The 11932-nt window shown below is 69.3% G+C and carries 12 protein-coding genes; 4 read left to right on the top strand and 8 right to left on the bottom strand.

What is annotated here, in order from left to right:
- The first annotated feature begins 75 nt into the window (after positions 1-75).
- On the top strand, positions 76-660 hold the full coding sequence (locus tag ACFXOM_RS14480; RefSeq protein WP_384934053.1) for a phosphatase PAP2 family protein: 585 nt from the start codon (positions 76-78) through the stop codon (positions 658-660).
- Here ACFXOM_RS14480 and ACFXOM_RS14475 read toward each other — a convergent pair.
- The 7 genes from ACFXOM_RS14475 to ACFXOM_RS14445 form a co-directional block, all read right to left on the bottom strand.
- Positions 590-1039 carry a hypothetical protein gene (locus ACFXOM_RS14475; RefSeq protein ID WP_384934051.1) on the bottom strand — a complete coding sequence of 150 codons (450 nt, stop codon included), beginning with the start codon at positions 1037-1039 and terminating at the stop codon, positions 590-592. The genes ACFXOM_RS14480 and ACFXOM_RS14475 overlap by 71 nt on opposite strands.
- 207 nt (positions 1040-1246) lie before the next feature.
- A complete protein-coding gene (locus ACFXOM_RS14470) occupies positions 1247-2659 on the bottom strand; it encodes an NAD(P)/FAD-dependent oxidoreductase (protein ID WP_384946613.1) in 1413 nt (470 codons plus the stop codon).
- A 21-nt stretch (positions 2660-2680) separates the two neighbouring features.
- Positions 2681-3478 carry an ABC transporter permease gene (locus ACFXOM_RS14465; protein ID WP_384934045.1) on the bottom strand — a complete coding sequence of 266 codons (798 nt, stop codon included), beginning with the start codon at positions 3476-3478 and terminating at the stop codon, positions 2681-2683.
- A complete protein-coding gene (locus tag ACFXOM_RS14460) occupies positions 3478-4410 on the bottom strand; it encodes an ABC transporter permease (protein WP_384934042.1) in 933 nt (310 codons plus the stop codon). The genes ACFXOM_RS14465 and ACFXOM_RS14460 overlap by 1 nt, the downstream gene beginning before the upstream one ends.
- Entirely contained in the window at positions 4407-5558 is a 1152-nt protein-coding gene (locus ACFXOM_RS14455; protein WP_384934039.1) for an ABC transporter ATP-binding protein, read from the bottom strand. The genes ACFXOM_RS14460 and ACFXOM_RS14455 overlap by 4 nt, the downstream gene beginning before the upstream one ends.
- A gap of 45 nt (positions 5559-5603) precedes the next feature.
- A complete protein-coding gene (locus ACFXOM_RS14450) occupies positions 5604-6854 on the bottom strand; it encodes a spermidine/putrescine ABC transporter substrate-binding protein (RefSeq protein ID WP_384934036.1) in 1251 nt (416 codons plus the stop codon).
- Between the two features lie 47 nt (positions 6855-6901).
- Positions 6902-8416 carry a gamma-aminobutyraldehyde dehydrogenase gene (locus tag ACFXOM_RS14445; RefSeq protein WP_384946615.1) on the bottom strand — a complete coding sequence of 505 codons (1515 nt, stop codon included), beginning with the start codon at positions 8414-8416 and terminating at the stop codon, positions 6902-6904.
- Between the two features lie 175 nt (positions 8417-8591).
- Between ACFXOM_RS14445 and ACFXOM_RS14440 the strand changes: the two genes are divergently transcribed.
- Positions 8592-9173, top strand: coding sequence for an NADAR family protein (locus ACFXOM_RS14440; protein WP_385038023.1), 582 nt, complete (start codon positions 8592-8594; stop codon positions 9171-9173).
- A 57-nt stretch (positions 9174-9230) separates the two neighbouring features.
- Here the strand turns inward: ACFXOM_RS14440 and ACFXOM_RS14435 are convergent, their stop codons facing one another.
- Positions 9231-9986: a DUF4190 domain-containing protein gene (locus ACFXOM_RS14435; protein ID WP_384934027.1), complete on the bottom strand. Its 756-nt coding sequence runs from the start codon at positions 9984-9986 to the stop codon at positions 9231-9233.
- A 106-nt stretch (positions 9987-10092) separates the two neighbouring features.
- On the opposite strand from ACFXOM_RS14435, the gene ACFXOM_RS14430 reads away from it, so the two are divergent.
- Both ACFXOM_RS14430 and ACFXOM_RS14425 read left to right on the top strand, forming a co-directional pair.
- On the top strand, positions 10093-11118 hold the full coding sequence (locus ACFXOM_RS14430) for an adenosine deaminase (protein WP_384934024.1): 1026 nt from the start codon (positions 10093-10095) through the stop codon (positions 11116-11118).
- Between the two features lie 10 nt (positions 11119-11128).
- Positions 11129-11812 carry a glycerophosphodiester phosphodiesterase gene (locus tag ACFXOM_RS14425; RefSeq protein ID WP_384934022.1) on the top strand — a complete coding sequence of 228 codons (684 nt, stop codon included), beginning with the start codon at positions 11129-11131 and terminating at the stop codon, positions 11810-11812.
- The last annotated feature ends 120 nt before the right edge of the window (positions 11813-11932 follow it).

Genomic DNA, 11932 nt, shown 5'->3' with positions numbered 1-11932 from the left:
GGCGCGCGGCGCACCGATCGTGACGGCCGCCTCGGGACAACCCCCCCTGCCCCGAGGCGGCCTTTCCTCCTCCTGGTGCCGTGCGCCGTCCTCTTCGCGTCGACCACCTGGCAGACGATCGCATCCGGACCCCTGAGGGTGCTGGACGAGCGACTGGCCCGCGCCGTCGTCGGCCGCGGCCCCGCCGGACTCACCGAGTTCCTCGCCGACCTCGGCAACACCGTGGTCGCCCTGCCGGTACTCGCCGTCTGCGTCGCACACGCCCTCTTCCGGCGGCTGCGCGGTGACGCGGTGGCGGCCGTGCTCGCCATGGCGCTCGTCCCGGTCCTGATCGCGCCCCTCAAGGCACTGACGGACCGACCGGGGCCGCTCACCGCCGAGACCGGCTACTTCCCCTCGGGGCACGCGGCCACGGCGATGGTGGCGTACGGGTGGTCGGCACTGCTCCTCGCACCGGCTCCGCGCCGGTGGACGATGTCCGTCGCCGCCCTGCTGACGGCGGCGACGGGAGTCGGCCTGGTCCTCCGTGGCTACCACTGGCCGCTGGACGTCATTGCGAGTTGGTCCCTGTGCGGCGTCCTGCTGCTGGTCAGCTCCGGTTGGCGGCGGTGGCGGCCACCGCCTCGTGCATCGACGCCTCCAGCAGCCAGGGGTCGTTGAGCGTGCCCGAACCGTCCGGCGCGATGAGCCAGTGGACCCGCGCGGCGGCCCGCCCCGGGTACGGTACGGCGATCCAGCTGCCGTCTCCGGCATTGCGTATCCCTGTGCCCAGCCAGTGGGCCGACGTGCCGGTGGGCACGAAGAAGCCCACTCTGGTCGGGCCGGCGAGGACCGGCCCCAGACGCTCGGCGAAGCGTCTCAACACGGCGAGGGTCGGGGCGGCCAACCCTCGCGGCAGGATGAGGACGTCCCAGCGCCTACCCGCGGGGAGCAAGGCGACTCCCAGGGGGCTGCGCTCCCATTCCCAGCGGCAGACGGCGGGATCCGGTGCCACCGACACCAGCCATTCCACCGCTGCCCTGGCCCCCGTTCCGGTCATCGGAAACAGCCTCCATTCCGTGTGAGGTAAACGCACCCCAACAGTGCTTTCACCCGGAGAGACGGCGCCGGATGCGGCTCATGACGCGGATTACGCCCCGATTTCAGTGGTGCGGGAGCACGACGAGTGGTGAGCAGCACGAAAGATCGCCGGTTGTGCGCCCCAGCGCTCAACCGGCGATCCTTTCGGCACACCTGCGCCGGTACGTCAGCTGTCGAAGCCCAGGCCCAGGCGGTCCATGGCCTTCAGCCACAGGTTGCGCCGGCCACCCCGGGCGTCCGCGCGCGCCAACGACCACTTCGTGATGCCGATCCCGGCCCAGGCGACCGGCTCCGGCGGGAACGGCAGGGGCTTGGTGCGCACCATGTCGAGCTCGGTGCGCTCGGTGCGCTCACCCGCGAGCAGGTCGAGCATCACGTCCGCGCCGAAGCGGGTGGCACCGACGCCGAGGCCGGTGTAGCCGGCCGCATAGGCGACCTTCCCGCGGTGTGCCGTACCGAAGAAGGCCGAGAAGCGCGAACAGGTGTCGATCGCCCCGCCCCACGCATGACTGAAGCGCAGTCCCTCCAGCTGCGGGAAGCAGGTGAAGAACTGACCGGCCAGCTTGAGGTAGGTCTCGGGCCTGTGGTCCATCTCCGCGGTGACCTTCCCACCGTACGGGTAGATCGCGTCGTAGCCGCCCCAGAGGATGCGGTGGTCCGCGGTGATCCGGAAGTAGTGGAACTGGTTGGCGCTGTCCCCGAGCCCCTGGCGGTTCTTCCAGCCGATGGAGGTCAGCTGGTCCGGCGACAGCGGCTCGGTCATCAGCGCGTAGTCGTACACCGGGACCGTGTACGAGCGCAGCCGCCTGACCAGCGACGGGAAGACATTCGTACCGAGCGCGACCCGCCGGGCGAAGACCCTGCCGTAGGAGGTGCGAACGGCCATCCCGGCGCCGGCTGACGAGAGCCGGAGGGCCCGGGTGTTCTCGTAGATCCTCACGCCGTGGTCGCGGCACGCCTGCTTGAGGCCCCAGGCGAGCTTCGCCGGATGCAGCATGGCGACGCCCCGCCGGTCCCAGAGCCCGCCGAGGAAGGTGGGTGAGTCGACCTCGGCGCGGACCGCGTCCCGGTCGAGCAGTTCGAGACCGCCGAAGCCGAGGCGCTCCGCCTCCTCGTGCAGCTCGCGGAGTTCGTCGAGCTGGTGGGGCTCGGTGGCCACGTCGATCTCGCCGCTGCGCTCGAAGTCGCAGTCGATGCCGTACGCGGCCACGGCGGACTCGATGGCGTCGAGGTTCCGCGCACCGAGCTCCTCCAGCTTCGCCAGCTCGCCCGGCCAACGGGCCAACCCGTTGCCGAGTCCGTGGGTGAGCGAGGCGGCACAGAAGCCGCCGTTTCGGCCCGAGGCGGCCCAGCCCACCTCGCGGCCCTCGATCAGTACCACGTCCCGCTCGGGGTCGCGCTCCTTGGCCAGGAGCGCGGTCCACAGTCCGCTGTATCCACCGCCGATGACGAGGAGGTCGGTCCGCTCGTCACCGGTCAGTGCGGGCAGCGCGGCGGGCTTGCCGGGATCTTCCAGCCAGAAGGGGACGGGCTGGGCGTCGGAAAGTGATGAGGCAAAGGTCATGGCAGCTGGGGCCATGGTTTCCACTCCTTCGGGGTGCTACTTGGGGAGGGCGGTCTTCTTCCGCCGGTTGCTGATGACCTGTGCGGCGACCACGACGATGACGGCGATGAGGAACATGGCCGTACCGATGACGTTGATCTGGACGGGCGTACCGCGCTGCGCCGAACCCCACACGAACATGGGGAAGGTGACGGTGTTGCCCGAGTTGAAGTTGGTGATGATGAAGTCGTCGAAGGAGAGCGCGAAGGCGAGCATCGCACCGGCGGCGATACCGGGTGCCGCGATCGGCAGGGTGACCCGCAGGAACGTCTGCACGGGACCGGCGTAGAGGTCCTTGGCGGCCTCCTCCAGACGCGGGTCCATCGACAGCACGCGCGCCTTCACCGCCACCACGACGAAGCTCAGGCAGAACATGGTGTGGGCGATCAGGATGGTCCAGAAGCCGAGCTCCGCCCCCAGGTTGAGGAAGAGGGTCAGCAGCGAGGCGGCCATCACGACCTCGGGCATCGCCATGGGCAGGAAGATCAGTGAGTTGATCGCGCCGCGCGCCTTGAAGCGGTAGCGCACCAGCGCGAACGCGATCATCGAGCCGAGGACGGTGGCCCCGAACGTCGCCCAGAAGGCGATCTGCAGCGAGAGGGTGAGCGAGCCGCACATGTCGGCGACGCCGCAGGGGTCCATCCACGCGTCGGTCGAGAAGCGCTGCCAGGAGTAGTTGAACCGCCCGGCCGGCTTGTTGAAGGAGAACACCATCACGATGACGTTCGGCAGGATCAGGTACGCGAGCGTCAGCAGGCCCGCGATCACCACGAGGTTGCGTCGTATCCAGCGCATCAGACGAGGTCCTCCGTCCCGGCCCGGCGGATGTAGACGGTGACCATGATCAGCACGACCGCCATGAGGATGAACGACAACGCGGCGGCGGTCGGGTAGTCGAGCACCCGGAGGAACTGCGACTGGATGACGTTGCCCACCATCCGGGTGTCGGTGGAGCCGAGCAGTTCGGCGTTGACGTAGTCGCCGCTGGCCGGAATGAAGGTCAGCAGCGTTCCGGACACGACCCCCGGCATCGACAGCGGGAAGGTCACCTTGCGGAAAACGGTCGCCGGCTTCGCGTACAGGTCGCCGGCCGCCTCGTGGAGCCGCGGGTCGATCCGCTCCAGCGAGGTGTAGAGCGGCAGGATCATGAACGGCAGGAAGTTGTACGTCAGACCGGTGACGACCGCGAGCGGGGTGGCCAGCACCCGGTGGCCCTCGGTCAGCCCGAGCCAACTCGTGACGTCCAGGAAACCGACGCTGTTGAGGGCATGCACCACGGGTCCGCCGTCGGCGAGGATCGTCTTCCAAGCGAGCGTACGGATCAGGAAACTGGTGAAGAACGGTGCGATGACCAGGACCAGCAGCAGGTTCCGCCAGCGCCCCGCCTTGAAGGCGATCAGGTACGCCAACGGGTAGCCGAGCAGCAGGCACAGGACCGTCGCCGTGCCGGCGTACAGCACCGACGTCAGGAACTGCGGGTAGTACTCGGTGAACGCGTCCCAGTAGGTCTGGAAGTGCCAGGTGACCTCGTAGCCCTGCTCCAGCGAACCGGTCTGCACGGACGTCGACGCCTGGTAGACCAGCGGAAGCGCGAAGAAGACCAGCAGCCACAGGATTCCCGGCAGCAGCAGCCAGTACGGCACCAGCGCCCGGCGGACCGGAGGCTTGCGCAGCGGCGGCTCCGCGGGGGGAGCCGGAGAAGCCGGGGGCGCCTCGGTGACCGTCATGACGACTCCTCCACCGTCTCGACACCGGCGTCGATGTCCTGGGCCGCGTCGAGACCGAAGGTGTGTTCCGGGTTCCAGTGCAGGACGACCTCGGCACCGGGGACGAAGCGCGGGTCCCGCTCGATGTTCTGGACGTACACCTCGAGCTCGGGGCAGACCGGGCTGTCGATGACGAACTGCGTGGAGACCCCGATGAAGCTGGAGTCGGCGATCTTTCCGGTGAACCGGTTGCGCCCCTCGGCTATGTCGCCCGCGTCGTCGGCGTGCGCGAGCGAGATCTTCTCGGGGCGAACGCCCACCAGCAGCTTGCCCCCGTTGCGGGGCAGGGAGGCGGAGCGGGCGACGGGCACGCGCAGCTTGGCGTCGGCCGCAGTGACCCGGATGTCGTCGCCCGAGGTCTCGACGACCTCGGCCTCAATGAGGTTCGACGTGCCGAGGAAGTTGGCGACGAAGGTGGTCTGCGGGTTCTCGTAGAGCTCGGCCGGCGCGCCCAGTTGCTCGACCCGGCCGCCGTTCATCACCGCGACCGTGTCGGCCATGGTCATGGCCTCCTCCTGGTCGTGGGTGACGTGGATGAAGGTGATCCCGACCTCGGTCTGGATCCGCTTCAGCTCCAGCTGCATCTGGCGGCGCAGCTTGAGGTCGAGGGCGCCGAGCGGCTCGTCGAGCAGCAGCACCTGCGGGTGGTTGATGAGGGCCCGGGCGACGGCGACGCGCTGCTGCTGGCCGCCCGACAGCTGGTGCGGCTTGCGGTGCGAGAAGTCGCCGAGCTGGACGAGGTCGAGCATGTCGCCGACCTGCTTCTTCACCGACTTGACGCCGCGGCGGCGCAGGCCGAAGGCCACATTCTCGTAGATGGTGAGGTGCGGGAAGAGCGCGTAGCTCTGGAAGACGGTGTTGACCGGACGCTTGTAGGGCGGCAGGTCGGTGACGTCCTTGTCGCCGAGGAAGACGGTGCCGGTGGTGGGGTCCTCCAAGCCGGCGATCATCCGCAGTGTCGTGGTCTTGCCGCAGCCCGAAGCGCCCAGGAGGGCGAAGAAGGAGCCCTGTGGCACGGTGAGGTCCAGCGGGTGCACGGCGGTGAAGGAGCCGTAGGTCTTGCTGATCCCGGAGAGTCGGACGTCGCCGCCCGCTGTCTTGTCAGTCATGGGTCGCGATCCCAGTGGTCTAGGGGGAGCAGGGAGGAGGAAGGGTCAGGAACCGATGAGCTTGGCGAACTTCTCTTCGTACGCCGTCTCTTCCTTGCTACTGAGCGAGCGGAAGGCGTGGGACTTGGCGGCCATCGCCTTGTCCGGGAGGATCAGCGTGTTCTGGGCGAGTGCCGGATCGATCTTCGTCAGTTCCGGACCGACGCCCTCGACCGGGCACACGTAGTTGATGTAGGCGGCCAGCTCGGCCGCGACCGGGAGCTCGTAGTAGTAGTCGATGAGCTTCTCGGCGTTGGTCTTGTGCCGCGCCTTGACCGGGACCAGCAGGTTGTCGCTGGACGTCATGTAACCGGCGTCGGGGACGACGAACTGGATGTTCGGATTGTCCATACGGAGCTGGACGAGGTCGCCCGCCCAGGCCAGGCAGGCAGCGATGTCGCCCTTGTCGAGATCGGACGTGTAGTCGTTGCCCGTGAAGCGGCGGATCTGCTTCTTGTCGACGGCCTTCTGGACCTTGGCGATGGCGGCGTTGAAATCGTCGTCGGTGACCTTCGCCGGGTCCTTGCCCATGTCGAGCAGGGCCATGCCGACGGTGTCGCGCATCTCGGACAGGAACGCGACGCGGCCCTTGAGCTGGGGGTCCTCCAGGAGCTGGGAGACACTCTCGATCTTGCGCCCACCGGTCGCCTTGGCGTTGTAGGCGATGACGGTGGAGATGCCGGCCCACGGATAGGAGTGGGCGCGTCCCGGATCCCAGTCGGGGTTGCGGAACTGGGGCGACAGGTTGGCGAACGCGTGCGGCAGGTTGGCGGGGTCCAGTTTCTGCGCCCACCCGAGCCGGATGATGCGGGCTGCGAGCCAGTCGGTGACGCAGATCAGGTCCCTGCCGGTGTCCTGGCCCGCCGCGAGCTGCGGCCTGATCTTGCCGAAGAACTCGACGTTGTCGTTGATGTCCTCGGTGTACTTGACCTGCACGCCGGTGCGCTTGGCGAAGGCGCTCAGGGTGGGGTGACCCTTCTCGTCGTCGCTGATGTCGATGTACTGGGTCCAGTTGGAGAAGTTGACCACCTTCTCCTGGGCCGAGTGGTCGTCGGACGCCGCCGCAGCTTCGCCCTCCCGCTTGGCCGGAGGGATCCCGCATGCACTGAGCATGCCGGCTCCCCCCAGGGTGAGCGCCCCCACTGATGACGCGCGCAGGAGGGAACGACGGGAGAGGGAGCCCCTACCGTTCGTCATGCTGCGCCGTATTGCGGCCTCCTGGGCCGCCGAGAGACGCTCGGGCTCGTACTGCTTCATGCGCTGTGCCCTTTCGGGATGGTCGCCGCGGTTTCGTCGGCGGGCTTCTATCGGTCCCCGAAGATCGTGCGGTGCCAGTCCTTCCTGGCCACCGCGGTGTTGTCGTACATCACATGCTTGACCTGCGTGTATTCCTCGAAGGAATAGGCCGACATGTCCTTCCCGAACCCACTGGCCTTGTAGCCGCCGTGGGGCATCTCGCTGATGATCGGGATGTGGTCGTTGATCCACACGCAGCCGGCCCCGATCTCTCGGGTGGCGCGGCCCGTGCGGTAGACGTCCCGGCTCCAGGCGGAGGCGGCCAGGCCGTAGGGGGTGTCGTTGGCCAGGGCGATGCCTTCGTCATCGGAGTCGAAGGGCAGGACGACCAGCACCGGGCCGAAGATCTCCGACTGGACGACCTCGCTGTCCTGGGCTGCGTCCGCGATCAGTGTCGGCAGGTAGTAGGCACCCCTGGCCAGGTCCCCGCCCGGTGCCCGGCCGCCGGTGACGACGGTGGCGTAGTCGCGGGCACGGTCCACGAAGCCGGCGACCCGGTCACGCTGGGCGTGCGAAACGAGCGGCCCGAGGTCGGTGGACGGGTCGAGCGGGTCGCCGAGGCGTACGGTTCCCATGAGGTCGGCGACGCCCTCGACGAAGGCGTCGTACAGCGGGCGCTGCACGTAGGCACGGGTCGCGGCAGTGCAGTCCTGGCCACTGTTGATCAGCGCCCCGGCGACCGCACCGTGCACGGCGGCCTCCAGATCGGCGTCGTCGAAGACGACGAACGGGGCCTTCCCGCCGAGCTCGAGGTGGAGCCGCTTGACGGTGGCCGTGGCGATCTCGGCGACGCGCCTGCCGACGGGGGTGGAACCGGTGAACGAGGTCATGGCCACGTCCGGGTGCCCGACGAGGTGTTCGCCGGCTTCCCGACCCGCACCGGTGACGACGTTGACGACTCCGGCGGGGATACCGGCCTCGGCGGCTGCCTCGGCGAACATCAGCGACGTCAGCGGGGTGAGCTCGGCGGGCTTGAGCACGATCGTGTTGCCTGCCGCCACGGCCGGGAGGACCTTCCAGGCCGCCATCTGGAGCGGGTAGTTCCACGGGGCGATCGAACCGACCACACCGATCGGCTCACGGCGTACGTACGAGGTGTGGTCGCCGCTGTACTCGCCGGCGGACTGCCCCTGGAGGTGACGGGCCGCACCGGCGAAGAAGGCGGTGTTGTCCACGGTGCCGGGCACGTCGAACTCGCGGCTCAGCTTGATCGGCTTGCCGCACTGGAGCGTTTCCGCCTGGGCGAGGTCCTCGGACTGCTCGGCGAGCACCGAAGCGAAGCGGTGCAGGGCGTCGGAGCGCTCACCGGGAGTAGCGGCCGCCCAGGCGGGGAACGCGGCGCGAGCGGCGGCCACGGCGGCGTCGACGTCGGCCGTGCCGGCGAGCTCGTACTCGAGGGCCTGCTCCGCGGTGGCGGGGTCCACCACGGCATGGCGGCGTCCCGACGTGCCCGGGCGCAGTCGCCCGTCGATGTACTGTGCGCCGTTCTTGAAACGGTCCTGCACCTGGAAGCGGTTGCCCATGACGCTCTCCGTTGTTCCAGATCGATTTGAGTGCCGATCCTGACAGAGCTAGACCCAGTCAACAAGGGATTCCGTAGTTGCCTTTTGGTTACGCGACGGATTCGGTCGACCATGTGTCGCGTCGCGGCGACAATCCGCGTACGGAGTGTCAGTGGCGAATGCCACACTCGCGTGCATGGGGACGACCAGCACAACGGCCGCGACGCTGATCGATCAGGTCAGCAGAGGCATGCGGCTGAAATATCTGCACTTCTGGGGACATACTCCGCGCCGTGACGGAGCCATTGGCGCCGCCTGCCTGAGTCAGTGGTGGCCGGCGCCGTTCACCGTGGATGGAATCGAGTATGCGACGGCCGAGCACTGGATGATGGCCGGCAAGGCGCGTCTCTTCGGAGATACGGACGCGGAGCGTAGGGCCGTGGAAGCGAAGAGTCCCGCCCTCGCGAAGAAGTACGGCCGACTGGTGCGGGGTTTCAGCGAGGAGACCTGGGAGCGCGAGCGCTTCGGGATCGTCGTCGAAGGCAACGTTCACAAGTTCGCTCAGCATGCGGATCTGCGTGCGTTCCTGCTGGCGACCGGAGAGCGGGTGCTGGTGGAGGCGAGTCCGCGCGACCGCGTCTGGGGCATCGGCCTGGCCGCCGATGACGAGCGCGCTCATGATCCTGCGCGCTGGTGCGGGTTGAATCTCCTGGGCTTCGCCCTGATGGAGGCCCGCGAGCGGCTGCGGAGGGAAGTGGCGCAGATGCAGGGCGTCTGACGGGCGCGGGCGGACGGGCGTCCGGACGGCGCGGGGGGCCGCCCGGAGCCCGTCCGGTCACTGCGCGGTGCGTTCCTCGACGACCAGCGTCGTGGCCCAGGGGTCGTCGTCACTGCTCGACTCGTCGAACTCGTCAGCGTGCGTGATGAGAAAGACCAGGCCGACGATGAAGAGCAGACCGAGCAGAGCGCCGATGGCACCGAGGATGATCCCCGCCAGGGCCTGCCCGTTGTTGGTGGCCTCGCCCCGCCGGTAGCGCTTGCGGCCCATGATGCCGAAGATCAGCGCGAGCACACCCATGACCACACCGGGCACGCCGTAGCACCAGCACAGGCACACGGCGAGGATGCCGAGCACCATCGCGGCCGTCCCCATGCCGTTCTGCGAGGAATTGGCCATCCCCCAGGAGCCGCCACCGGGATATCCCGGGTAGCCGTATGCCGCGGCTCCGGTCACCGGCGCGGACGGATACCCGTACCCCGTGGCTCCGGCCACCGGTGCGGGCGGATACCCGTACCCCGCACCGACACCGGCCGACGGCGCCCCGAACGCTCCCGGCGTGGTCTGCGCCGGTCCCCCCGGGGCTACGGGCGGTGGCGGTACGGCTCCGCTACCCGACTCGGCGCCGGGAGCGCCGTACGGCGCGACGCCGGGCATCGAGGTCACCGTCGGCTGGTCGTGCAGTTGCGGCCCCGGCAGGGCGTCGTGCGCGGGCTTGCCGAGATCGACCCGGTCCTGCGGCTCCTTGCCCTCGGGCGGAGCCCACGGATCCTTCGGCTGGTATCCGCCCGGCTGGGCGCTCTGGTCAGACATGTGCCTCCCCCATCGTGAATGGTCATGTTACGGGCCGGCGTCGCGCGCCGACCGCCCCGCCTACGATGATCCCTGAACGGCACGGCTCAGATAAACGGAGGACCCGATGACCGATCTGCACCCCTTCATCGCGGGGCTGCCCAAGGCGGAGCTGCACGTCCACCACGTGGGATCCGCCTCACCGCGCATCGTCTCCGAACTGGCCGCCCGTCACCCGGACTCCAAGGTCCCCACCGACCCGGGCGCCCTCGCCGAGTACTTCACCTTCACCGACTTCGCCCACTTCATCGAGGTCTACCTCTCCGTGGTGGACCTGGTCCGCACCCCGGAGGACGTCCGCCTGCTGACGTTCGAGGTCGCCCGCGATATGGTCCGGCAGAACATCCGGTACGCGGAGCTGACCGTCACCCCGTTCAGCTCCACCCGGCGGGGCATCCCCGAGCACGCGTTCATGGAGGCGATCGAGGACGCCCGCAAGGCTGCCGAGACCGAACTCGACGTCATCCTGCGCTGGTGCTTCGACATCCCCGGTGAGGCAGGGCTCGACGCCGCCGAGGAGACCGCCCGGCTCGCCGTGGACCTGCGCCCCGAAGGTCTGGTCTCGTTCGGCCTCGGTGGACCCGAGATCGGTGTTCCGCGGCCCCAGTTCAAGCCGTACTTCGACCGCGCGATCGCCGCGGGCCTGCACTCCGTGCCGCACGCAGGGGAGACCACGGGCCCGGAGACGATCTGGGACGCGCTGGGCGAGCTGCGTGCCGAGCGCATCGGCCACGGCACCAGCGCCCCCAAGGACCCGAAGCTGCTGGCGCACCTCGCCGAGCACCGCATTCCGCTGGAGGTGTGCCCCACGTCGAACATCGCCACGCGCGCCGTGACCACCCTGGACGAGCACCCGATCAAGGAGATGGTCGCGGCCGGTGTGCTGGTGACCGTCAACAGCGACGACCCGCCGATGTTCGGCACCGACCTCAACAACGAGTACGCGGTCGCTGCGAGGCTCCTGGAACTCGACGAACGGGGCGTCGCCGCCCTCGCGAAGAACGCGGTCGAGGCGTCCTTCCTGGACGCGGCGGGCAAGGCACGGATCGCCGCGGAGATCGACGCCTACACCGAGCAGTGGCTGGCGAAGTGAGGACCGCCCCGTGCGCACCGTGACCGTCGTGGGACACCGCGGTGATCCGTACGTCGCCCGCGAGAACACCCTTCCGTCGCTGCACGCGGCGGTCCGGCGGGGCGCCGACGCCGTGGAGGTCGACGTCCGGCTGACCCGCGACGGCGTACCCGTGCTACTGCACGACGACACGCTCAAGCGGCTGTGGGGGCACGACGTGCCGTTGGCACGGCTCACCCACCGGCAGCTCACCGAGCTCACCGCCGGCGGGGTGCCGACCCTGGATGCCGCGCTCACCGAGGTCGCCGGGCACCGGCTCATGCTCGATCTGCCCGGCGCCGACGACGCGTCGGTCAGGACGATCACCGGCACCGTCCGCGAGTGCGGGGCCGAGGATCGGGTGTACTACACGGGGGGTCCGGCCGGTATGTTCGCGGTCCGTGACGCCGATCCGGACGCCGAGATCGCGCTGACCTGGACGACCCTCGCCCCGCCCCGTCCGGTGTTGCTCGACGCGCTGCGCCCCCGCTGGCTCAACTACCGCTTCGGGCTGGTGAACGAGGACCTCACGGACCGGGTCCACGCGGGCGGACGGCTGCTCTCGGTCTGGACCCCGGACACCCGCCGCACCATGCGGCGGCTGGTGGCGTGCGGGGTCGACTCGATCACCACCAACCGCGTCGACGCCCTGGCCCGGGTCCTCCGCCGGCGCTAGCGGGGACGCGAGGAGCGCGGTGCCGTCGACCGCCGGAGGGTGGGGCACCGGCACCTCTGCCGCACCGGGCACGGGGGCGTGGTCGTGGTCGTGGTCGGGAGACCGCCGCGACGACACCAC

Source organism: Streptomyces sp. NPDC059169 (assembly GCF_042755225.1).
Lineage (GTDB): Bacteria > Actinomycetota > Actinomycetes > Streptomycetales > Streptomycetaceae > Streptomyces.
Note: the sequence above shows the minus strand (reverse complement) of the source record. Positions and strands in the feature narration are given on the sequence as shown.